We start from the raw sequence: 22210 nt of genomic DNA, 5'->3' as shown, positions 1-22210 counted from the left end.
CGGCCCCTTCAATGGTCGGTTTCAGGACGCGCCGGGTCGCCCGCGCACAACCTCTTCGCGCAATAGCTGCCATGCTCTGAGGATGCCCGTGGACCGCGCGCAGCAAGACGCATGGCCACAGGCAAGGAGGGTGCCTGGCCTGCCGCCACCGTGACGCGGCCGGCGCACCACAGCTGAACACCGCCGGACACTGGCCCGCGATCAGGGTCGGGCCGGGTTGCCGAGGTCTGCTGTATGCCTGATGAGTTGAACCACCTGCCGTTGATCCAGCGTGTCCTGGCCCGTGAAAAGGACACCCCCGGCGCCTTGTTGCCGATTCTCCACGCCATCCAGACCGGCGCCGGCTACATCCCTGACATCGCCGTCGCCGAGATCGCCCATGCCCTCAACCTCAGCCAGGCCGAGGTGCGCGGGGTGCTCAGCTTCTACCACGATTTCCGTACCACGCCGCCGGCCCGCCATACCCTGCGCCTGTGCCGCGCCGAGTCCTGCCAGAGCCGTGGCGCCGAGGCGCTGGCCGCGCAATTGCGCGAGCAGCTCGGGCTGGATGATCACGGCCGCAGCGAAGACGGTGCGCTCGACCTGCGCCCGGTGTACTGCCTGGGTGCCTGTGCCTGCTCGCCGGCGTTGGAGCTCGATGGCCAGCTCCACGCCCGCGTTACCCCGGAGCGCCTGCGGGCGCTGGTGGCGAGCTGCCGAGAGGAGGTGAAGGCATGTTGAACCTGTGCATCTCCTGTGATTCGCTGGCCCGTGCAGTCGGTGCCGACCAAGTGGCCGATGCGGTGGCCCGCGAGGCGGGGCAGCGCAACCTGCCGATACGCATCAAGCGCACCAGCTCCCGTGGCCTGTATTGGCTGGAGCCGCTGGTGGAACTGGACACCGCGCAAGGCCGGCTGGGCTTCGGGCCGGTAGCGCCCGAGGATGTCCCCGGTTTGCTCGATGCCCTGGCGGGCGACCACGCCGGCCATGCGCTGGCGCTGGGGCCGGTCGAGGACATTCCCTACCTGAAAACCCAGCAGCGCCTGTTGTTCGCCCGCGCCGGCATCACCCGGCCGCTGTCGCTGGATGACTATCACGCCAACGGTGGCTTCGAGGGGCTGCGCCAGGCCACCCTGCTGGACGGCGACGAAGTGGTCGCGGCAGTGCTCGATTCGGGCCTGCGTGGCCGAGGTGGCGCGGCCTTCCCGGCGGGCATCAAGTGGCGCACCGTGCGCCAGGCGCCGGCCGCGCAGAAGTACGTGGTGTGCAACGCCGACGAGGGTGACTCCGGTACCTTCGCCGACCGCATGCTGATGGAGGGCGACCCGTTCCTGCTGATCGAGGGCATGATCATCGCCGGCCTCGCCGTGGGGGCGAGCAAGGGCTACATCTATGTGCGCTCGGAGTACCCCGATGCCGTGCGCGCGCTCAACGAGGCGATCCTGCTGGCCCGCGAGGCCGGTTACCTGGATGTCGCCGGCAGCGGCGTGGCCTTCGACCTGAAGGTGCGGGTCGGCGCGGGAGCCTATATCTGTGGCGAGGAAACCGCGCTGCTCGAATCCCTGGAGGGCAAGCGCGGCATCGTCCGCGCAAAACCCCCGTTGCCGGCGCTGGAGGGCCTGTTCGGTCAACCGACGCTGGTGCACAACGTGCTCACCCTGGCCTCGGTACCGATCATCCTGGCCAAGGGCGCGGCCTATTACCGCGATTTCGGCATGGGCCGCTCGCTCGGCACCCTGCCGTTCCAGCTGGCCGGCAATATCCGCCATGGCGGGCTGGTGGAGCGCGCTTTCGGCCTGACCCTGCGCGAGCTGGTGGATGGCTACGGTGGCGGCACCGCCAGTGGCCGGCCGATCAAGGCAGCGCAGGTCGGCGGCCCGCTGGGTGCCTGGGTGCCGCCTGAACAGTTCGACACGCCGTTGGACTACGAGGCCTTCGCTGCCATTGGCGCGATGCTCGGCCATGGCGGCGTGGTACTGGCCGACGACACCCTGAACATGGCCGGCATGGCCCGCTTCGCCCTGCAGTTCTGCGCCGAAGAATCCTGCGGCAAGTGCACGCCGTGCCGGATCGGTTCGACCCGCGGCGTGGAAGTGGTCGACCGGCTGATCGCCAGCACCGACCCGGCCTACCGCGAAAGCCAGGCGGGGTTGCTGCGCGACCTGTGCGACACGATGCAGTACGGCTCGCTGTGCGCCATGGGCGGGATGACCCCGTACCCGGTGGCCAGCGCCCTCAAGCATTTCCCCGCCGATTTCGGTCTGGAGGCCGCGCAATGATCAATTACTTCGACCCCAGCAGCGACCTCGACCTGGGTACCCCGCAACGCCTCAGCGAGGTGCAGGTCAGCCTGGTCATCGACGGCCGTTCGATCAGCGTGCCCGCTGGCACCTCGGTGATGCGCGCCGCGGCCATGCTTGGCACCAGCATCCCCAAACTGTGCGCTACCGACAGCCTCGAGGCCTTCGGCTCGTGCCGCATGTGCATGGTCGAGATCGACGGCATGCGCGGTTACCCGGCGTCCTGCACCACCCCGGTGGGCGAGGGCATGGTGGTGCGCACGCAGACGCCACGCCTGGCCGACCTGCGCCGCAACGTGATGGAACTGTATATCTCCGACCACCCGCTGGACTGCCTGACCTGTTCGGCCAACGGCAACTGCGAGCTGCAGACCGTCGCCGGCCAGGTCGGCCTGCGCGAGGTGCGCTATGGCTATGACGGCGCCAATCACCTGGGCGAAGGCAAGGACGTGTCCAACCCGTACTTTGACTACGAGCCGAGCAAGTGCATCGTCTGCAGCCGCTGCGTGCGCGCTTGCGAGGACATCCAGGGCACCTTCGCCCTGACCATCACCGGGCGTGGTTTCGAGTCGCGGGTGGCGGCGGCCGGCGGTGACGATTTCCTCAGCTCCGAATGCGTTTCCTGCGGCGCCTGCGTGCAGGCCTGCCCGACGGCGACCCTGAGCGAGAAAAGCCTGATCCAGCTCGGCCAGCCCGAGCGCGCGGTGATCACCACCTGTGCCTATTGCGGCGTGGGCTGCTCGTTCCGCGCCGAGATGAAGGGCGACCAGCTGGTGCGCATGGTCCCGGACAAGAACGGCGGTGCCAACCACGGCCATGCCTGTGTCAAGGGCCGCTTCGCCTGGGGCTATGCCACGCACCCGGACCGCATCACCAGGCCGATGATCCGCAAACGCCTGGAGGATCCGTGGCAAGAGGTCAGCTGGGATGAGGCAGTTACTTATGCCGCCAGCGAGTTGCGACGCATCCAGCTCAAGTACGGGCGTGATTCCATCGGTGGGATCACCTCCAGCCGCTGCACCAACGAAGAGGCGTACCTGGTGCAGAAAATGGTGCGCACGGCCTTCGGCAACAATAACGTCGACACGTGCGCGCGGGTTTGCCATTCACCTACCGGCTATGGCCTCAAGCAGACCCTGGGCGAGTCCGCCGGTACCCAGAGCTTCGACTCGGTGATGCAGGCCGACGTGGTGCTGGTGATCGGCGCCAACCCCACCGACGCCCACCCGGTGTTCGGCTCGCAGCTCAAGCGCCGCCTGCGCCAGGGCGCGCGGCTGATCGTCATCGACCCACGGCGCATCGATCTGGTCGATTCACCCCATGCCCGCGCCGAACTGCACCTGCAACTGCGTCCGGGTACCAACGTGGCCATGCTCAACGCCCTGGCTCATGTGATCGTCAGCGAGGGCCTGCTCGACCAGCGCTTCATCGATGCCCGCTGCGAAACCGAGGATTTTGCGCGCTGGCGCGATTTTGTCGCCCAGCCCGACAATGCCCCTGAAGTGCTCGGCCCGGTGTGCGGCGTGCCCGCCGAGCAGATCCGCGCCGCCGCCCGGCTGTACGCTACTGGCGGCAATGCTGCGATCTACTATGGCCTGGGCGTGACCGAGCACAGCCAGGGCAGCACTGCGGTGATGGGCATCGCCAACCTGGCCATGGCCACCGGCAACATCGGCCGCGAAGGGGTGGGGGTGAACCCGCTGCGCGGGCAGAACAACGTGCAGGGCTCGTGCGACATGGGTTCGTTCCCCCACGAGTTGCCCGGCTACCGGCACATCTCCAACGAAAGCGTGCGCGCCGAGTTCGAGCAGGCCTGGGGCGTGACCCTGCAGCCCGACCCGGGCCTGCGCATACCCAACATGTTCGAGGCCGCGCTGGATGGCAGCTTCAAGGCGCTGTACTGCCAGGGCGAGGATATCGCCCAGAGCGACCCCAATACCCAACACGTCACCGCCGCGCTGTTGGCGATGGAGTGCGTGGTGGTACAGGACATTTTCCTCAACGAGACGGCCAAGTTCGCCCATGTGTTCCTGCCCGGCAGCTCGTTCCTCGAGAAGGACGGCACCTTCACCAATGCCGAGCGGCGTATCTCGCGGGTGCGCAAGGTCATGGAACCGCTGGCCGGCAAGGCCGACTGGGAGGCGACCCTGGCCTTGGCCGATGCCCTGGGCTATCACATGGACTACCAGCATCCATCGCAGATCATGGACGAGATCGCCCGCCTGACCCCGACGTTCCGCCGGGTCAGCTATGCCGAACTCGACCGCCACGGCAGCCTGCAGTGGCCATGTAACGACGCCGCTCCCGACGGCACTCCGACCATGCACATCGAGCAGTTCGTGCGCGGCAAGGGGCGCTTCATGCTCACCGGTTATGTGCCCACCGACGAGAAGGTCAACAGCCGCTACCCGCTGCTGCTGACCACCGGGCGCATCCTCAGCCAGTACAACGTCGGCGCGCAGACCCGGCGTACCAGCAATGTCGCCTGGCACGACGAGGACCGGCTGGAGATCCACCCCAGCGACGCCGAGAGCCGCGGCATCGCCGACGGCGATTGGGTGGGCGTGGGGAGCCGCTCCGGGCAGAGCGTGCTGCGCGCCAGGGTCAGCAGCCGGGTGGCGCCGGGGGTGGTGTACACAACGTTCCACTTCCCCGAGTCCGGGGCCAACGTGATCACCACCGACAACTCCGACTGGGCCACCAACTGCCCGGAATACAAGGTCACCGCAGTGGAGGTGGTGAAGGTGTTCCAGCCGTCGGAATGGCAGAAGCGCTATCAGAGTTTCAGTGACGAGCAGCGGCGCTTGCTCAAGGAGCGGCGTCAGTCGGAAAAGGCGAAGGTGCGCCCATGAGCAGCGACAACCTGGTCAAGATGGCCAACCAGATCGCTCATTACTTCGACAGTGAGCCGGATCATGCCAAGGCGGTGCAGGGGGTGAGGCAGCATCTGCAGAGCTTCTGGACGCCGGCCATGCGCCGGCAGTTACTGGAGTGGAACGAGGCGCACGCGGGGGAGGGGCTCGACCCCAAGGTACGGGAGGCACTGGCGTAGCACGCCTGCTCCAGCAGGATGGCGCATGGCTTGAGGCTGATGCGGTCGTTGTGGGAGCCGGCTTGCCGGCGATGCGCCGCGTCAGCGGTGCCCTGTGACCGCCGGCGGGCTCCCGCCCTGATCCGATCGCCAGCAATAGAATGTTGGCGCAGCGCATGGCCTGGATGAAATGTCCGTCATGTTCGCAGGGTTAACGAATAGCCGGTGCTACGCTCGCAAGAACACCCTGACGGAAGCCCACCATGGATATGAACTGGCACCAGGCCCTGCAAGCGAGCCTGAGCTGGCTGGCGATCGCCTCGTTGGTCACCTTTGGCTGCTTCATCGTCGCCGCCTTCCTGGCGGTGCGCTGCACCCGCTGGGGTGCTCAGTTCTGGCACCTGGCCGGACCTTATTTCAGTTGGCGCCGCAGCTGGCGACCGCTGCTGGCCTTCGCCCTGCTGCTGGTGCTGACGTTGTTCGCGGTGCGCCTGAACGTGCTGTTCTCGTTCTGGTACAACGGCTTCTACAGTGCCTTGCAGGCCCTGGACCAGACGGCGTTCTGGTACATGCTCGGGGTGTTCGCGGTGCTGGCGACCATCCATGTACTGCGTTCGCTGTTCACCTTCTATGTGACCCAGGCGTTTAACATCCGCTGGCGGGTGTGGCTCACCGAGCGCCTGACCGCCGACTGGATGCACGGCGATGCCTACTACCGTGGGCAGTTTCTCGCAGAGCCCGTGGATAACCCCGACCAGCGTATCGAGCTGGACGTGAACAACTTTGTCACAGGTTCCGTTTCCCTGGCGTTGGGGGCGGTTGGCGCGGTGGTGTCGTTGGTGGCGTTCACCGGCATTCTCTGGGGCCTGTCGGCGCCACTGGCCGTGGCCGGCGTCGAAATCCCCCGGGCGATGGTGTTTGCTGTCTACATCTATGTGCTGATCGCCACCTGGATCGCCTTTCGCCTCGGCCAGCCGCTGATCCGCCTGAATTTCCTCAACGAAAAACTTACCGCCAACTTCCGCTACGCGCTCATGCGCTTGCGCGAGAACGCCGAGAACATCGCCTTCTACCAGGGCGCGCAGGTGGAGCGCGGCACCTTGCTTGGGCGTTTCTTCGCCTTGATCGGCAACGCCTGGGCCCTGGTATTCCGGAACCTCAAGTTCAGCGGGTTCAACCTGGGCGTCAGCCAAGTGGCGGTGGTGTTCCCGTTCATCCTCCAGGCGCCGCGCTTTTTCAGTGGTGCGATCAAGCTCGGCGACGTGATGCAGACCGCCCAGGCCTTCGGCCAGGTGCAGGATTCACTGTCGTTCTTCCGTGAGTCCTACGACACCTTCGCCCAGTATCGTGCCACCCTCGACCGTCTGACCGGGTTTCTCGATGCCAATCAGCAGGCCAGTGAGTTGCCACGGGTGACCACTGTGGACCTGGCGCATGCGCTGGGCATTCATGGCTTGCAGGTGCGTCGGCCCGACGGCCACGCGCTGATCACCGATCTCGACCTGAACCTGCACAGCGGCCAGGCGCTGCTGATCAAGGGACCATCGGGCAGCGGCAAGACCACCTTGCTGCGCGCCCTGGCGGGCCTGTGGCCGCATGCCGACGGTGAGGTCAGGCGGCCGTTGGGGACGCAGGCGCTGTTCCTCTCGCAACGTCCGTACCTGCCATTGGGTGACCTGCGTACTGCCATCGCCTATCCGGCGCAGGGTGAGCCTGGGGACGATGCGCGCATGCAACAGGCCCTGCGCCAGGTCAATCTTGCCCACTTGGCCGAGCGACTGGACGAGCCGCGTGACTGGTCGCGCATCCTGTCGCTGGGCGAACAGCAGCGCCTGGCGTTTTCCCGGGTGCTGTTCAATCGGCCGCAGGTGGTGTTCCTCGACGAGTCGACTTCGGCCATGGACGAAGGGTTGGAGCATGCCTTGTATTCGCTGCTGCGTGAGGCGTTGCCGGCGACGCTGCTGGTCAGTGTCGGGCACCGCAGCACCCTGGCGGCGTTCCATTCTCATCGCCTGGAAGTGGACGGGCAGGGTGGGTGGTTGCTGCTGGAGCAACAGCCGGCCGTGCCGGCATAGGGCATGGGGACGCAGCTTCATCGCCGCCAAACCAACCCCCTTCGAGGGCGCTCAGGCTGGCCCTTGCTGATGCAGCTGCCCCAGGCGGCTGCGTGTACGCATAAGATCAGCGATGGCACCGTCCAGACTCTTGTCCAGGGCCTGCTTGCCGATCACCAGCACCTCCCGGTCCTGGTCGTACAGCACATCCACCAGGTTGACGAAGCGCTGCTGCGCCGCCAGCGAGCACTCGGCCAGATCATCCAGGCCGTCTATGATCCAGCGATCATAGCGCTCGGCCAGGGCCAGGTAATCGATCACTGCTGTCGGTTGTTCGCACAGATCGTCGAAGCTGAACATTACCTGGCGCCCCTCGCTGGCCAGGGCCCTCAGGGAACGTTTGTTGACCTCCAGCCCTACCGGCTGCGGCGCGGGCACCTGCAGAGCCCGGCGCTGCCCTGCATCTCCTGGCCAGACGTAGCGACCCCGGGTGAAGCGTTGGTGTTGGCGATTGGCTGGCAGGCTGCGAAAGTCGGTCTCTCCCCCTACCTCAAGCACCTGCATGCGGCTGTTGATCAGGCGGATCACCGGCAGGAAGCGCGCGTGATACAGCGGGTTGGGCAGCAACCCCTCAGGCGCGTAGTTGGACGTGACCAGCAGGGAAACGCCTCGTGCGAACAGGGCATCGAACAGCCGGGTGAGGAGCATGGCATCGCCGATGTCATGGACGTGGAACTCGTCGAAGCACAGCACTTGGCAGTGGCCAAGCAGCGCGTCGAGGGTCGCCCCCAGGGCATCGTCCTGCGCCCGGTGGTGATGCATGCCTTGGTGCAGGCGGGCGAAGAAATCGTGAAAATGCAGGCGACTCTTGGCCGCCGTCGGCACGGCCTGGAAGAAGCCATCGAGCAACCAGCTCTTGCCGCGTCCGACCGCGCCGTGCAGGTACAGGCTGCGCGTCGGACCCGCGTCGAGGCTGCCCAACAGCATGGCCATCGCCTCTATCACCTGAAGCTGCCCATCGCTCAGGGCATAGCCACGCTCGGTTGCCATTGTCTGGAAGTGGCCCAACAAGGTGGGAACCTTGGCCGGGGCACTGCGCAGGCGCTGGCCAATCTGGCGCAAGGACGGGGGAATCCAGGTGGGCAAGTGGCAGGCTCCTCGGGCCGAGTCTGGGGCAGGGCGCAGCTTGCGCGATGCCGGGCATTTTGACCAATCGAGAATGTGCCGGGCAATGATCGTGAAATACGATACTTCAGGTCTTGTGCTCGAGCTGGCGCTCGATCATGTACTTCACCGCCAGGCGACGCTCCTTGAGATGGCGCAGGTCTTCGTCTACAAAGTTGCCTGCCGAGATCGACTCGGCAGCCAGCACCTGGTTGTCGATGTCCATGTACTCGTCCAGCAGGCGGTCGAGCTGCGGGTCCTGCTGGCGGCGCTGCTGGACGATTTCGCGTGGGTAGTGCAGGTCCTGATAGAGGTCATGGGAAACGGGCATGGCGTCCTCCTTGTAATGCGCCGATGGGCTCTATCTGATTGGAATGGAGGAATGCGATTGTGTTGAGGCGAGGCGGTGGAATTGCGACGAGCGGTTGTCGTAGGCGCCGCGAGAACCCTCTCGGAAGGTAGCTGCTATAACTAACTTGCTGTTTTCCTGCGTTTTTTTCAAAAAAAAGCTTCCCACTTCGAAAAAAGGTTGTTAAAGTGCCGGCCATTCCCGAGCAGCAACACACGGAGCTGTCAGGGAGTTGTCAGTGAGGCGGTGATCAGTCATTCGCCAGATCCGATACAGGGGCGTCGCCAAGCGGTAAGGCAGCAGGTTTTGATCCTGCCATGCGTTGGTTCGAATCCAGCCGCCCCTGCCATTTTAAAGTTGTATCCTCTCCCCAATCGCCTTTCGGCGATTTTTTCGTTTCTGCCTACCTGTTTTCCAGCGACTCGGCCAGCACCTGGGCGAGGATGTGTTCGTGCACCGGTTTCTGCACCACCTGGCACCCCTGCAGCTCCAGCCCTTGCAGCTGTGCATAGCCGGTGAGGAACACCACGGGCAGGCGCGGAAAGCGCTCGCGGGCCGCCAGGGCCAGTTGGGCACCATTGAACTCTGGCATGGCGAAGTCGGTAAGCAGCAGGTCTATGCGTTCATCGAGCAGGGCCATGGCCTGGGCACCATTGTGCGCCTGGTGTACCTCGTAGCCCTGGCGCTGCAGCAGGTCGCCAATCATTTCGCGCACCAGATGGTCGTCGTCCACCAGCAGGATGTGACGCTCGGCCCCTTGGGCGAAAGGCGGGCGCACATCGTCCTCGCCCGTAGTGAGTGAATCGGCACGGGCTTTTACCGCTGGCAGGTAGACACTGACCAGGGTGCCGCGGCCTGGCGTTGTATCGATGCGCACGCCACCGCCGATCTGTTTGGCGAAGCCGAACACCTGCGCCAGCCCCAGGCCTGAGCCCTTGCCGATATCCTTGGTGGTGAAGAACGGTTCGAAGGCTTTGGCCAGTACTTCCTCGCTCATGCCGCAGCCGCTGTCGCGGATACTCAGCACCACGTACTCACCGGGTTCCGGGTCCTCCGGGCGTTGTGGACGGGTATTGATTCGGGTGTTGCGCGTGGCCAGGGTAAGTTGGCCGCCCTCGGGCATGGCGTCGCGGGCGTTGATCGCCAGGTTGAGGATGATCATTTCGGTCTGGGTCGGGTCGGTCAGGGCTTGCCATAGCCCAGCATCGAGCTCCAGGCGCACTGCGACGCTGCCACCCAGGGTGCGGCGCAGCAGTTCTTCCAGCCCTGCCAACGTGCGGTTGAGGTTCAGCGGCACCGGCTCCAACCGTTGCTTGCGCGAAAACGCCAGCAACTGGGAGGTCAGCTTGGCCCCGCGCTCACCCGCCTCGCGAATGTGCTGCAGGCGCTTGTGTGCCTTGTCCAGCAGGCCTTTGTCCAAGTCGTTCTGCAGGAAGCTGGCACCGGTGAGGATCACTGTCAGCAGGTTGTTGAAATCGTGCGCAACGCCGGCCGTGAGCTGGCCGACCGCTTCCAGGCGCTGCATCTGCTGCAGCGCGGCCTCGATGCGTTCGCGCTCGGCGATCTGTTCGCGCAGGCGCTCGTTGGCCTCGGCCAGGTCCAGCACCGCTTCGCGTTCGCTGGAGATGTCGCGGGCGACCACATGCAGCAGGTTGTCGTCCGGCACCACCACCCAAGACAGCCAGCGCTGCTGGCCTTCGGCATGCAGGATGCGGCCGACGAAGCGGGCGCTGGTGCGTCCCTGAGAGAGCGCGGCCAGCTCGGTGAGGAAGGTTTCCTGGTCGGCTTCCGGTAGCAGCTGCAGCAGCGAAATCTGCGCCAACCGCTCACGGGGAAAGCCCAGCGCTGCTTCCCAGGCCGGGTTGAGGGCTACCGGGGTCAGGTCCTTGTTGAGTACCGCCAGCAGGTCCTGGGACAGTTCCCAGGCACGGTCGCGTTCGCGGGTGCGGCGCTCGACCCGCTCGCCGAGCATCTCGTTTAGCTGCTCCAGCGCCCGGGTGGCCTGGCGCTGCTGGTGGATGTCCTGCAGCACCCCGGAAAAGCGCACGCACAGGCCGTCGATGAGTTGGGTCTGGCCGGTGGAGAGCAGCCAGCGCGGCTCCAGTGCGCCGGGTTGAGCGATACGGAACTCGGCCCGGTAATGGCCATCGCTGTCAGGGCGCATGGCCTGCTCGACGGCGTTGCGCACACGGGATTGGTCGTCGGGGTGGATGCCGGCGTAGAAGACCTCGATCGTCATCCGAGTGTCGCTGGGCAGGCCGAACAGCATCTTGCAGCGGTCGTCCCAGACCAACTGCCCGTCCTGCGGGCGGTAGTCCCAAGTGCCCATGCCGGCGGCATCGATGGCGATGCGGGCGCGCGCCTCCGCCTCGGCCAGGGCCTCTTCAGCGCGGCGTCGGCGCTGGCGTTCCTGCACTTCGGTCAGCGCCCGGCGCACGGCCTTGGGCAGCAGCGGCAGGTTCTTCTTCAGGACGTAGTCGGTGGCGCCGAGGCGGATCATCTCCACCGCGTGTTCTTCGCCGTAGATGCCGGAGAGGAAGATGAACGGTATGTGAGGCGCCAGGCGTTGGGCGATGGCCAGCACGTCGGCGCCAGAGGAACTCGGCAGCACGCAATCGCACAGGATCAGGTCGTACGAAGCCTCGCCCAGGGCATGCTCGGCACCGACATGGTCGAACACCAGCCGTGATTGCACCTGAAACCCGCTGCGCTCAAGGCGCACCAGGATCAGCTCGGCATCCATGGCGCTGTCTTCGACCATCAGCAGTTTCAGTGGAGTAAGCTGCATCGTGTCCGCCTCAGTTGCTGCCGCGTCGGTTCAGGCGCAGCGAACCGGGTGGTGGTTCGTTGAGCACCGCCCAGAACATGCCCAGGTCGGAGATGGCGGTGACGAACTCCTTGAACTCCACAGGCTTGACCACATAGGCATTGACCCCGAGCTCATAGGCCCGGCTCAGGTCCGGCCCCTCGCGCGAGGACGTCAGCATGACGATGGGGATGCTGCGCAACTCGGCGGTTTCGCGCACTACCTTGAGGACTTCCAGGCCATCGACCTTGGGCAGCTTCAGGTCCAGCAGCATCACCGCCGGATTGCCGCCGTCGCGTCCGGCAAAGGCGTTGCGCCGCAGCAGGTAGTCCAGCGCATCGGCGCCGTCGCGCACGACGACCACCTCGTTGGCCAGCTGGCTGCGCTCAAGGGCGAGCAGGGTCAGTTCGAGGTCTCTGGGGTTGTCTTCGACCAGCAGGATAGGTTTGAGCATGATGTCCGGCCTCAGGCAGACTTTGGGTTTAGTGGCAGGGTGAAGTGGAAGCTGGCGCCCTGGTTGATGCGGCCCTCGGCCCACACCCGCCCATCGTGGCGCTCGATAATGCGGCGCACGCTGGCCAGGCCGATCCCGGTGCCTTCGAACTCTTCCATACGGTGCAGGCGCTGGAACACGCCGAACAGCTTGTCGACATAGGCCATGTCGAAGCCCACACCATTGTCGCGCACATAGAACTCGAGTTCGTGCCGGTGACGCACCGAGCCGATCTCGATGCGCGCGGGGGCGCGGCCGCGGGTGTACTTGATGGCATTGGCGATCAGGTTGTGCAGGACCATGTTGATGAAGGCCGGGTCGGCGATCACCTTGGGCAGGTCGGCGATTTCCCAGACGATGTCACGCCCCGCGTAGTCCGGCGCCAGCTCCGAGCGGATGGTGTCGGCCAGGGTATTGAGGTCGACGTCGGACAGGCGCAGCGCCGAACGGCCCATCTGCGAGAAGTTGAGCAGGTTGTCCACCAGGGTACCGGCGAATTGCGCGGCATCCTCGATATGGCTGAGGAAGCGCTTGCCGCGTTCGGAGAGCTGCTCTCCCTCTATTTCGCCGAGCAGTTCACTGTAGCCGGCGATGTGCCGCAGCGGAGCACGCAGGTCGTGGGACACGCTGTAGGAAAACGCTTCGAGTTCCTTGTTCGAGCGCTTCAGCTCGCCGGCCAGCTGTGCCAGTTCCTCGGCCTTGCGCAAGACGATGCCGAGCACCGCGCCGCGCAACTCCATCACGCCTTCGATGATCAGCGGGTGCCAAGGCGCGCTGAAGCCGCGCACTTCCTGCTGCCAGCGCTCGAAGCTGTGCCGTGGGTTGAGATTGCCCTGCGGACCGACAGACTTCTCCGGTTGGCCCGCCCAGTTCACCGTATGGGCCTGCTCGGGCCGGAACCATACAAGATAGTGCGAATGAATTTGCGAGATCGCGACTGCCAGCACCCCGGCGGCATGCCGGGCCAATTCAGGCAGTTCATCGATGTCACGCTGTACGTTGTCGGTGTGGAACACCGCCTGGCCGTCACGCCGCGCCAGCCAGTGCGCCAGGGCATTGACCAGCGACGCTGGCGGGGTGGCGCCGATCAGGTCGCAGCGCTCGGCGCTGATGATCGCCGCCCCCGAGGCTCCGGCGAACTGCAGCATCACCTCGGGCTGGGCGAGCAGGCCATCGCTGACACTGTCATGGTCGGCCATCGAGCCGAGCATGCGCACGATGCGCTGGCGCAAGTCGAGCAGCTGGCGTGTGCTGTCGTGGGACTCGATGGCCTCGATCTGCAACGACAGCACATTGGCCAGCAGTTCGCAGGCGGTGCGGGTCTGGAAATCCACCGGCCTAGGCTGGTCATGGTGGCAGGACACCAGGCCCCATAGCTGGTCATCGACCACGATGGACAACGACATCGACGCCAGTGTGCCCATGTTGCGCATGTACTGCAGGTGCACCGGCGACACACTGCGCAGCGAGGCGAAGCTCATGTCCAGAGCCTTGCCGGTACGCGGATTGCTGGCCGGCACCAGGGGCGAGGGTTGGTAGTTGGCGTCTTCGATCACCCGGATGCGGTTGATCCGGTACAGCTCGCGAGCCTGGCGCGGGATGTCCGAAGCGGGGAAGCACAGCCCCTGGTAGCTCGGGTAGCCGGGGTCGGCATCCTCGGCCAGGACCGTGCCGGTGCCCTCGCTGTCGAAGCGGTAGGCCATGACCCGGCCGAAGCCGGTGATGCGTTTGATCTGGCGTACTGATTGCAGCAGCAACTCGTCGATGCTGCTGACCTGGTGCAGGGTGCTGACGAAGGCGCGGACCAGCGGGTAGTAGTTGTCCTTTTCGCCACCCTGCGCAGCACTGCGGTGGGGTTCCAGTTCGAGGATCAGCACCTGGTCGTGACGGTGTGCCAGGACCCGCAGCGGCGCTTGCCAGGGCGCACCATGGTGCAGGTGTGTATCGCCGATGTGAAACGGGAAGATTTCGTCGTCGGGCAGGTTGGCCAGGCGGGTGCGCAGGTCGAAGCTGGTGCTGACCAGCTCGGCGAAGGCTTGGCCCGCCAGCGCGCGGGCAGGTACGCCCAGCCAACGCTCGGTATTCTCGCTGGCCTGGAGAATACGCAGGTCGGTCTCGTCCAGCACCAACAGGAAACCCTGAGGCTGAATGCTGCCCGGAACCTGGATCGGTTCCTGGGCACAGCGCTCGATGGCCTGCTCGAGCGAGGTCGGTTCGGTCGTCACGGGACTCTCCTGTAGGGTCCGTCCACGCATGGCGCATGCGTATTGCACAGGATGTTGTTGGTGAACGGTATCAGAATGCCGGCCGCTTTGCCGGGATCTGATTGTTTTGAAAGGCGCCAGGCGCTGGGGTTTCGTTATCAGGCGAGAAAATTCAATCGTGTCACGTTTGTCAGGCCCGCAATGAACTGCACAGCCCCAGCCCCGCCATTTTCATTAATGCCAAAGAGGGGTAGGGCTTGCCCGGCCCGGATCCAATCGCGCTGCTACGCTCAAGTTCAACCTATACAGGAAGGATTGTCAGGTGACGGAGCGCTTTGTGGCCATGCTGTTGGGCCTGTGGTTGAGTGGCAACGCCATGGCAGCGGATTTTCTCGTTGAAGTGCAGGTGCGCGTGCAGCGCGGGTGCATGCTGGTCAACCAGCAGCGCGATGCCGGCCCGCAGGCGCTGGGGCGCATCGACCTGGGCAGCGCGGCGCGCCTGGATGGCCCTGGTGCGCCGTTGAGTGGCGCTCTGCTGGCCCAGCGCCCGCCGCGGTTGGAGTGCAACCCCGATACCCCGTACCAGGTACGTGTCGATGGCGGCCAGCACGGCGGCATCGGCGAACTGCGCTACCTGGCGAGCCGCGATGTCCAGGCCCGGCCGATTCCCTATCGTCTCTACCGCGACGCCGCCTGGCGCCAGCCGTTGACGGTGGACGCTGCGCAATCGGCGCGGGTGCCGGACAGCGGTTCGGCGCAGCTTCCCCTCTACGCACGGATCGACAAGCTGGCCTGGGTACCCCGCGCCGGCCTGTATACCGACCTGCTCAAAGTCACGGTCACCTGGTAGGGAGGCTTCATGCTCATGGAAGTGTTGCACCGTGGATCGATCCTGCTGCTGACCCTCGGCCCGCTGCTGTTGCCCACTGGCGCGGCCCACGGCACCACCACCGGCTTCATCCAGGCGCGCCTGGTGATCAGCGCCGCCTGTCAGATCAGCAGCGACCCGCAACCGGCCACCCTGGGCAACCCGGGGTTGATGGACTTCGGTGCGCGGGGGCCGACCTGGGACCAGCCTTTGACCAGCCGGGTCGACGAGGCCGGCGGCGAGGGCAGCCTGCAGATCAGCTGTTCGCCCCAGGTGCGCGCTTTCAGCGTGCGCATCAACGGTGGCCAGAACGGCAGCGACGGCGTGCGCCGCCTGAGCAATGGCCGCGAGCTCATTCCCTACCAACTGGCCATCGACCCGGGCGGCAACAGCCGCTACGGCATCGGCCAGGCCCGTACCTTCACCATCAGCAGTACCCAGCAAGTGCCCGTGCCCATCTACGGCGTAGTGGTCGCGCAACCGCGCGCGCTGCCTGCCGGGCTGTATCGCGACACCCTCAGGGTGACCCTGGACTGGTAACACGCAAGGAGATTCCGATGCCCAAGCACCTCACCCGCTGCATGCTCGCCGGCCTTGGCCTCGCCCTGGCGGCCCAGGCCCAGGCCGCTACCGTGACCGGCACCATCAGCTCGACCCTGACCCTGACCGCCGCCTGTCAGGTCAATGGCAGCGGCGGCACCTCGGGGCTGAATTTCGGCAGCCTCAACTTTGGCACCCAGGATTCGCTGTTCACCACCGCCAATGGCCAGGTGCTCGGCGGCGGAGGCGGGGCCATGAGTATTCTCTGCTCGGCAGGCACGGTGCCGACGATCAAGGTGCGTGCCGGCGCCCATGACTCGCAATCCGCCGGGGGGACCCGGGCCTTGGCCGATGGCGCGGGCAATTTCGTGCCCTACGACTTCTACACCGACGCCGGACACACCCAGCTGCTGGCGATCGACGGCACCATTACCCTGCCGACCAGTACCGGCGTGGCGCAGACCGTCAACCTGTATGGCCAGGCCCGGGGTAAAGCCGGCCTGCCGGCCGGGGTGTACACCGACACGGTGGCGGTCGAGCTGAGTTTCTGAGCCATGCCAGGCACTGCGCGGCTGCTGGCGGTCGGCGTGTGCCTGACGTTGACCCCGGGTGCCCACGCGGTCACCACCAGCACCTTCCAGGTGACGGCGCAGATCGTCGCGGGCTGCCTGGTTGTGGGCGGCGTGACGGCCTATGGCGTGCTCGACTACGGCACCAGCTCGGCACTGTCCACGGCCACCCTGAGCACCTCGCTCGGCGGCAGCACGGTGACGTTCCAGTGCACCCCCGGCGTGGCCCTGAGCATGAGCCTGGACGGCGGCCAGAACAGCGCCAGCGGCACGCGCAACCTCAAGCGTTCGGGCGGTACGCAATTGCTGGCCTACCAGCTTTACCGCGACGCTGGTTTCAGCCAGAGCCTGGGCATCGGCAGCAGCGTGGCGGTGAGCTACAGCGACCCGACCGCGATCAAGCTGCCGGTCTATGGCCGTACCACCCTGACCGGCACCTTGCCGGCGGGGACCTACACCGATGTCGTGCAAGTGACGGTGACCTGGTGAAAGGCCACCGCGGATAACAGAAAAGGAGAGGGGCATGGGGGCAGGCGCGAAATGGGCGCGAGGAATCATCGGGGTGCTGCTGTTGGCCAGCGCACCGGCCTTCGCGGCCACCTCGGTGCTGATCTGGCCGATCGACCCAGTGCTGGAGGCCGACCAGAAGGCCGGCGCGCTGTGGCTGGAAAACCGTGGCTCGGCGCCGACCAGCCTGCAGGTGCGGGTGTTCGCCTGGCGCCAGGGCGAGTACCAGGAGCAGTTCCAGGCCCAGCGCGAGATCATCGGCAGCCCGCCGGTGGCCAACATTGCGCCGGGGCAGAAACAACTGATCCGCCTGACCCGCACCGGCGGTTCGCCCGCAGGTCAGGAACAGGCATACCGCATCATCATCGATGAGATCCCGTCGCCGCTGCCGACCGATGCCGCCAGTGAAGGGCCGAAGGCAGCGATCCGTTTGCAGATGCGCTACTCGGTGCCGCTGTTCGTCTACGGCGAGGGGCTGTGGGGCAAACCCGACCCTGCGGGCAAGCGCAGCGCCGAAGGCGTGGGCAAGCCGCAGTTGAGCTGGCACGCGGTGACGGTACAAGGCAAACCCTATGTCGAGCTGCGCAACACGGGGCCTGTGCATGCGCGGCTGACCGACGTGGTGCTGCAGCAAGCCGGTCAGGACAGGCCATTGGTCGAAGGGCTGCTCGGTTATGTGTTGCCTGGCGCCAGCATGCGCTGGCCGGCACCGGCCACGCCGGGCGCCGCCAGCGTGCTGAAAGGGCGAGTCAACGGCCAGGAGGTGGCACAAGCCATCAAACAGGGGCAATGAGCCGCGCTTGAACGGATCACAGGGGCCAGGGAGGACCCGGCAATGGTTGGAAATCGTGTGTGAGCTGGGTGCGGGTGGCAACGCACCGGTTGTGGCTGGGCCTGGCGGTGCTGGGGCCCGGCCTGGGCGTGGCCGACGAGCTGCCGCCGCCGCCCTCGGAGCATGCCGCCATCGCCGACGCCACGCTGTACCTCGACCTGCTGGTGAACCAGGTGGCCAAGGCTGAGCTGGTGCCGGTGCAGCAGCGCGCCGGGCGCCTGTACCTGGCCAGCGAGGTGCTGCGCGAGGCGGGCGTCAGGCTGCCGGGAAAGCCTCAGGGCGAGGTGGCCCTGGACGACATCTCCGGCCTGCACAGCGACTACGACAGCCAGAACCAGCGCCTGCTGCTGCAGGTGCCGCCGGCCTGGCTACCCGACCAGCAGGTCGGTGAGCGCAACCTGTACCCGGCCAGCGACGCGCGCAGCAGCTTCGGCGCCTTGCTCAACTACGACGCCTACCTCAACGACACCGATGAGGGCGGCAGCTACCTGGCCGCCTGGAACGAGCTGCGCCTGTTCGACGACTGGGGCACCTTTTCCACCACCGGGCAATGGCGCCAGTCGTTCAATGGTGCCCAGGCCCAGGGCCGCCAGGGCTTCCTGCGCTACGACACCACCTTCCGCTACACCGACGAGCAGCGCCTGCTCACTTATGAGGCCGGCGACCTGGTGACCGGCGCGCTGCCCTGGACCACCTCGGTGCGCGTGGGCGGGCTGCAACTGTCCCGCGACTTCGGCGCCCGTCCCGACCTGGTCACCTATCCGTTGCCGGCCTTTGCTGGCGAAGCCGCTGTGCCGACCTCGCTGGACCTGTTCATCAACGGCTACAAGAGCAGCAGTACCGAGTTGCAGCCTGGCCCCTACACCCTGACCAACGTGCCGTTCATCAACGGCGCCGGCGAAGCGGTGGTGGTCACCACCGATGCCCTGGGCCGGCAGGTGTCGACCACCTTGCCGTTCTATGTCACCAGCAGCCTGCTGGCCAAGGGCCTGTCGGACTTCTCGGTGGCCGCCGGCAGCCTGCGCCGCGACTACGCCGTGCGCGATTTCGCCTATGGTCCGGGTGTGGCCTCGGCGACCCTGCGCCACGGTGTATCCGACTACTTCACCGTGGAAACCCATGCCGAGAGCGCCGAGTCGCTGATGCTCGGCGGCCTGGGCGGCAACCTGCGCCTGGGCACCTTCGGCGTGCTCAATGCGGCAGTGACCCAGAGCCGCTTTGAAAGCGATACAGGCCAGCAGCTGGCGCTGGGCTACCAGTACAACAGCCGGCGGATCGGCTTCAACTACCAGCGCGTGCAGCGCCATGGCGACTACGCCGACCTGTCGCGGGTCGACAGCCCCTACACGCGCCTGAGCCAGCGCAGCGAGCAGGCGACTCTGAGCCTGAACCTGGACAGCTACGGCAGCCTCGGCGCCGGTTACTTCGATGTGCGCGCCGGTGACGGCACGCGCACGCGGCTGATCAACCTCAGCTGGAGCAAGCCGCTGTGGCGCAACAGCAGCCTGTACCTGTCGGCCAACCGCGAGGTTGGTGACAGCCAGTGGGCGGTGCAGGCGCAACTGGTGATCCCCTTCGACCTGCGCGGCACCCTGGCCTTCAGCGCCGAGCGCAGCAAGGACGGCCAGGACCTGCAGCGGGTCAACTACAGCCAGGCGGTACCGGTGGGCGGTGGTGTGGGCTATAACTTGGGCTACGCCACCGGCGGCAACCGCGACGACTACCGCCAGGCCGACCTGACCTGGCGCCTGCAATCGGTGCAGTTGCAGGTGGGCGCCTACGGCAGCAGCGGCGAGATGACCCGCTGGGCCGACGTCAGCGGTTCGCTGGTGCTGATGGATGCGGGGCTGTTCGCCGCCAACCGCATCGACGACGCCTTTGTGGTGGTCAGCACCAGCGGCTACGCCGATGTGCCGGTGCGCTACGAGAACCAGCAGATCGGTCGCACCGACCGCAATGGCCACTTGCTGGTGCCCTACAGCAGTGGCTATTACCGCGGCAAATACGAGATCGACCCCATGGACCTGCCCGCCGATGTGCTGGCGCCGCAGGTGGAACAGCGAGTGGCGGTGCGCCGTGGCAGCGGCTACCTGCTGGAGTTCCCGCTCCAGCGTGTGCTGGCGGCAAGCCTGGTGTTGGTCGACGGCAATCAGCAGGAGCTCAAGCTGGGCAGCCGGGTGCGCCACCAGGAAAGCGGCGCCGAGGCGGTGGTGGGCTGGGATGGGCTGGTCTACCTGGAAAACCTGGCGCCGCACAACCGCCTGCAGGTGGACAAGGCCGACGGCGGGCAGTGCCAGGTGGCGTTCGACCTGCCTGAAGGGGAGGGGCCGATCCCGTTGATCGGTCCGCTGGTGTGCCAGTGAATGTTCGACGGCACGGCCTGCTGTTCGGCCTGTTGCTGGCGCCATGCCCGGCCTGGGCACTGTGTTCGTCGGTGGCTACCACGCCAGCGGCGTTCGGCACCGTCAATTCGACGCTGGTACGTACTACCGTGCAGACCGCCTCGAGCACCAATTCCGGCTTGCAGTGCACCGGCTCGCTGCTCAGCCTGCTGTCCAGCAATGACCACTTCTACGCAACCATCACGCCCGCCTCCGGTGGCCTGGTCGGCCCGACCGGCGATGTCATCAACTACACCCTGTACGCCGACAACAGCGTCAACTACCCGATCACCCGGGGCGTTGCCTTCGACTTTGCCCGCAATGGCATCATCGACTTGCTGGGCCTGCTCAATGGTCCGACGCCCAAGGCGGTACCGATTTATCTGCGTACACAGATCGGCAGCAATGTCGCCGCGGGCCTGTACCAGGAGACGCTGACCGTTGCCTGGAGCTGGAACTACTGCTCGGGCATCGGCATCGGCAATATCTGCCTGGGGCGCGACATCGGCAGTGGCAGCAAGACCCTGAACGTCAGCCTGACGGTAAGCAACGACTGCCAGATCACCACGCCCAACATCAGCTTCGCCAGCGCACCGGTGGTGGCCGGGTTCGGCACGGTGAACCAGAGCCTGAGCGTGTCGTGCACCAAGGGCAGCAACTACACGGTCGGGCTGGACGACGGGCAGAACGTCTCGGGCGGACGGCGGCGGATGAAATCCAGTGCCAACAACTACCTGGCCTACGACATCTTCAAGAGCGCAGGCGTGGTGCGCTGGGGCTCGGTGGGCGCGGCGCGGCGTTCGAGCAGCGATGCCGAGGTGAACCCCGGGGCGGGGACCGGCACGGGCAGCCAGGTGTTCAACTACAACGCCAAGGTGTACACCGACCAGGCCACGCCGCCGGCGGCGACCTATACCGACAGCGTGATCCTGGATGTGCAGTTTTGAGTGACGGCGTTGCTCAGCGCAGGTCGCCGACCATCTTCAGCAACGTCTCAAGCACCGCTCCGGCCAGCGCCTTGGAGCGCTCACCCGACCAGCCGGTGCGCGGGTTCGGCGCATCGTCGTGGTCCTTGAATGGCATCTCCAGGGTCAGCGACAGACAGTCATGGGTCTGCCCCACGGCATTGCATGCCAGGGTCATGTTGGCCTGGCCTGGTTCGTCGCGGGTATAGCCATACTTCACCTGGAAGTCTGGGGTCAGGCTGCACAGGGTACTGCGGAACTGCTCTTCCAGCTTGGCGATGCGTGGCGTATAGCCGGGGTTGCCCTCGCAGGCCGCGGTGAACACATGGGGGATCTCCTCGTCGCCATGGGCATCGATGAACGCGTCCACGCCATGTAGCTTCATCTGGCTCTGGGCGAAGAACACCTCGGGGCTCAGTTCGACGCTGGCGTCCTGCCAGGCGCGGTTGAGGTCCTTGCCCTTGAAGTTGGTGCGCAGGTGGCCGAGGAAGGCGCCATCCGGGTTCATGTTGGGGATCAGGTACAGGTCGGCCTTGGCCAGCAGTTGCTGGATGACCGGGGTGTTGGCTTCGAGGGCGTCGATCACACCTTCCATGAACCACTCGGCCATGTGCTCGCCCGGGTGCTGCTGGGCGATGAGCCACAGCTTGCGCTTGCCGACCGCGCCGTTGCCTGCGCGCAGCAGCGGGATATCCCGACCTTGCACGCTGCGCCCGCTGGCCAGCAGCTCGACGCCGGGGATCTGCTTGGCGCGCTCGATCAGCTGGTTGTGGCGAGCGCGGGGGTAGGGCTCGAAGTAGGCGAACCAGGCTTGTGGCTGTTCGGCCTTGAAGTCGAAGCTCAGGGCCTTGCCGTCGAACTGGCTGGGCACGCGGAACCAGGTCTGCTGGTCGTAGGAGGCCACGGCGTGGTAGCCGGTCCAGGCGTTCTTGTAGGAGGACTGGTGGGCGTTATCCAGGCTGAAGCGATGAACCTGGCCCGGGGTCAGGCCGCTGGCCTTGAAGTGGAACCACTGGAAGTGGTCGCTGTGGCTGTCCTTGCGGATGTTCAGGTGGACGTGCGCAGGGTCGCTGGCGTCCAGGACCAGGATGTTGCCGGAGTCGAAATCGCAGTCGATGTGCAGCGGGGAGAGCGTCACGGTCATTGCCAGCCTCCTGTTGGCGTTGTT

At 66.0% G+C, this 22210-nt stretch carries 18 protein-coding genes and 1 tRNA gene; 13 read left to right on the top strand and 6 right to left on the bottom strand.

Translation table 11 applies throughout. The features are described from left to right. The first annotated feature begins 234 nt into the window (after window positions 1–234). The 5 genes from ACQ4OD_RS21440 (at window position 235) to ACQ4OD_RS21420 (ending at window position 7385) form a co-directional block, all read left to right on the top strand. The gene (locus tag ACQ4OD_RS21440) at window positions 235–720 is read left to right on the top strand and encodes a formate dehydrogenase subunit gamma (protein ID WP_214501306.1); all 486 of its coding nucleotides are present in this window, start codon (window positions 235–237) and stop codon (window positions 718–720) included. Beyond that, window positions 714–2258 carry a formate dehydrogenase beta subunit gene (locus tag ACQ4OD_RS21435; protein WP_430944885.1) on the top strand — a complete coding sequence of 515 codons (1545 nt, stop codon included), beginning with the start codon at window positions 714–716 and terminating at the stop codon, window positions 2256–2258. The genes ACQ4OD_RS21440 and ACQ4OD_RS21435 overlap by 7 nt, the downstream gene beginning before the upstream one ends. Then, window positions 2255–5131, top strand: coding sequence for a formate dehydrogenase subunit alpha (gene fdhF / locus ACQ4OD_RS21430; protein ID WP_430944884.1), 2877 nt, complete (start codon window positions 2255–2257; stop codon window positions 5129–5131). The genes ACQ4OD_RS21435 and fdhF overlap by 4 nt, the downstream gene beginning before the upstream one ends. Further along, a complete protein-coding gene (locus ACQ4OD_RS21425; RefSeq protein ID WP_110698669.1) occupies window positions 5128–5331 on the top strand; it encodes a formate dehydrogenase subunit delta in 204 nt (67 codons plus the stop codon). Before fdhF ends, ACQ4OD_RS21425 begins: the two co-directional genes overlap by 4 nt. Window positions 5332–5573: 242 nt before the next feature. After that, window positions 5574–7385, top strand: coding sequence for an ABC transporter ATP-binding protein/permease (locus ACQ4OD_RS21420; RefSeq protein WP_430944883.1), 1812 nt, complete (start codon window positions 5574–5576; stop codon window positions 7383–7385). A 51-nt stretch (window positions 7386–7436) separates the two neighbouring features. On the opposite strand, the gene zapE is transcribed toward ACQ4OD_RS21420, so the two are convergent. Together zapE and ACQ4OD_RS21410 are read right to left on the bottom strand one after the other, a co-directional pair. Beyond that, window positions 7437–8510 carry a cell division protein ZapE gene (zapE, locus tag ACQ4OD_RS21415; RefSeq protein ID WP_430944882.1) on the bottom strand — a complete coding sequence of 358 codons (1074 nt, stop codon included), beginning with the start codon at window positions 8508–8510 and terminating at the stop codon, window positions 7437–7439. Window positions 8511–8616: 106 nt separating this feature from the next. Beyond that, window positions 8617–8859: a hypothetical protein gene (locus tag ACQ4OD_RS21410; protein WP_102684527.1), complete on the bottom strand. Its 243-nt coding sequence runs from the start codon at window positions 8857–8859 to the stop codon at window positions 8617–8619. 292 nt (window positions 8860–9151) lie between these two features. Here ACQ4OD_RS21410 and ACQ4OD_RS21405 point away from each other — a divergent pair. Then, a tRNA-Gln gene (locus tag ACQ4OD_RS21405) sits at window positions 9152–9226 on the top strand. Window positions 9227–9280: 54 nt separating this feature from the next. Here the strand turns inward: ACQ4OD_RS21405 and ACQ4OD_RS21400 are convergent. The 3 genes from ACQ4OD_RS21400 to ACQ4OD_RS21390 are packed head-to-tail and all read right to left on the bottom strand — an operon-like array spanning window position 9281 to window position 14431. Further along, a complete protein-coding gene (locus tag ACQ4OD_RS21400; protein ID WP_139672168.1) occupies window positions 9281–11665 on the bottom strand; it encodes a response regulator in 2385 nt (794 codons plus the stop codon). A 10-nt stretch (window positions 11666–11675) separates the two neighbouring features. After that, entirely contained in the window at window positions 11676–12137 is a 462-nt protein-coding gene (locus ACQ4OD_RS21395; protein ID WP_102684529.1) for a response regulator, read from the bottom strand. An 11-nt stretch (window positions 12138–12148) separates the two neighbouring features. Then, entirely contained in the window at window positions 12149–14431 is a 2283-nt protein-coding gene (locus ACQ4OD_RS21390) for an ATP-binding protein (RefSeq protein WP_198753887.1), read from the bottom strand. A 271-nt stretch (window positions 14432–14702) separates the two neighbouring features. Here ACQ4OD_RS21390 and ACQ4OD_RS21385 point away from each other — a divergent pair, with 271 nt between their 5' ends. The 7 genes from ACQ4OD_RS21385 (at window position 14703) to ACQ4OD_RS21355 (ending at window position 21024) form a co-directional block, all read left to right on the top strand. Then, window positions 14703–15230, top strand: coding sequence for a Csu type fimbrial protein (locus ACQ4OD_RS21385; RefSeq protein ID WP_198753888.1), 528 nt, complete (start codon window positions 14703–14705; stop codon window positions 15228–15230). 24 nt (window positions 15231–15254) lie between these two features. Beyond that, window positions 15255–15788: a Csu type fimbrial protein gene (locus ACQ4OD_RS21380; protein ID WP_102684541.1), complete on the top strand. Its 534-nt coding sequence runs from the start codon at window positions 15255–15257 to the stop codon at window positions 15786–15788. A 17-nt stretch (window positions 15789–15805) separates the two neighbouring features. Next, a complete protein-coding gene (locus tag ACQ4OD_RS21375; RefSeq protein WP_111532996.1) occupies window positions 15806–16339 on the top strand; it encodes a Csu type fimbrial protein in 534 nt (177 codons plus the stop codon). 3 nt (window positions 16340–16342) lie between these two features. Next, window positions 16343–16846: a Csu type fimbrial protein gene (locus ACQ4OD_RS21370; RefSeq protein ID WP_111532995.1), complete on the top strand. Its 504-nt coding sequence runs from the start codon at window positions 16343–16345 to the stop codon at window positions 16844–16846. 34 nt (window positions 16847–16880) lie between these two features. Next, window positions 16881–17657, top strand: a complete 777-nt coding sequence (locus ACQ4OD_RS21365; RefSeq protein ID WP_139672157.1) for a fimbrial biogenesis chaperone — start codon at window positions 16881–16883, stop codon at window positions 17655–17657. Window positions 17658–17725: 68 nt separating this feature from the next. Continuing rightward, entirely contained in the window at window positions 17726–20059 is a 2334-nt protein-coding gene (locus tag ACQ4OD_RS21360) for a fimbria/pilus outer membrane usher protein (protein WP_430944886.1), read from the top strand. Beyond that, the gene (locus tag ACQ4OD_RS21355) at window positions 20056–21024 is read left to right on the top strand and encodes a Csu type fimbrial protein (RefSeq protein ID WP_139672151.1); all 969 of its coding nucleotides are present in this window, start codon (window positions 20056–20058) and stop codon (window positions 21022–21024) included. Before ACQ4OD_RS21360 ends, ACQ4OD_RS21355 begins: the two co-directional genes overlap by 4 nt. A gap of 13 nt (window positions 21025–21037) precedes the next feature. Here ACQ4OD_RS21355 and ACQ4OD_RS21350 read toward each other — a convergent pair whose 3' ends face one another. Further along, window positions 21038–22186 carry a M14 family metallopeptidase gene (locus ACQ4OD_RS21350; RefSeq protein ID WP_430944881.1) on the bottom strand — a complete coding sequence of 383 codons (1149 nt, stop codon included), beginning with the start codon at window positions 22184–22186 and terminating at the stop codon, window positions 21038–21040. Window positions 22187–22210 lie beyond the last annotated feature (24 nt).

The sequence above is a fragment of the Pseudomonas sp. WC1 genome (assembly GCF_050586565.1).
Classification (GTDB): Bacteria; Pseudomonadota; Gammaproteobacteria; order Pseudomonadales; family Pseudomonadaceae; genus Aquipseudomonas.
Note: the sequence above shows the minus strand (reverse complement) of the source record. Positions and strands in the feature narration are given on the sequence as shown.

Coding starts and splice junctions, on each gene's coding strand:
- ACQ4OD_RS21370 (WP_111532995.1), top strand. CDS start 16,343: ATGCCAGGCACTGCGCGGCTGCTGGCGGTCGGCGTGTGCCTGACGTTG.
- ACQ4OD_RS21425 (WP_110698669.1), top strand. CDS start 5,128: ATGAGCAGCGACAACCTGGTCAAGATGGCCAACCAGATCGCTCATTAC.
- ACQ4OD_RS21410 (WP_102684527.1), bottom strand. CDS start 8,859: ATGCCCGTTTCCCATGACCTCTATCAGGACCTGCACTACCCACGCGAA.
- ACQ4OD_RS21365 (WP_139672157.1), top strand. CDS start 16,881: ATGGGGGCAGGCGCGAAATGGGCGCGAGGAATCATCGGGGTGCTGCTG.
- fdhF (WP_430944884.1), top strand. CDS start 2,255: ATGATCAATTACTTCGACCCCAGCAGCGACCTCGACCTGGGTACCCCG.
- ACQ4OD_RS21440 (WP_214501306.1), top strand. CDS start 235: ATGCCTGATGAGTTGAACCACCTGCCGTTGATCCAGCGTGTCCTGGCC.
- ACQ4OD_RS21400 (WP_139672168.1), bottom strand. CDS start 11,665: ATGCAGCTTACTCCACTGAAACTGCTGATGGTCGAAGACAGCGCCATG.
- ACQ4OD_RS21435 (WP_430944885.1), top strand. CDS start 714: ATGTTGAACCTGTGCATCTCCTGTGATTCGCTGGCCCGTGCAGTCGGT.
- ACQ4OD_RS21390 (WP_198753887.1), bottom strand. CDS start 14,431: ATGCGTGGACGGACCCTACAGGAGAGTCCCGTGACGACCGAACCGACC.
- ACQ4OD_RS21395 (WP_102684529.1), bottom strand. CDS start 12,137: ATGCTCAAACCTATCCTGCTGGTCGAAGACAACCCCAGAGACCTCGAA.
- ACQ4OD_RS21350 (WP_430944881.1), bottom strand. CDS start 22,186: ATGACCGTGACGCTCTCCCCGCTGCACATCGACTGCGATTTCGACTCC.
- ACQ4OD_RS21375 (WP_111532996.1), top strand. CDS start 15,806: ATGCCCAAGCACCTCACCCGCTGCATGCTCGCCGGCCTTGGCCTCGCC.
- ACQ4OD_RS21420 (WP_430944883.1), top strand. CDS start 5,574: ATGGATATGAACTGGCACCAGGCCCTGCAAGCGAGCCTGAGCTGGCTG.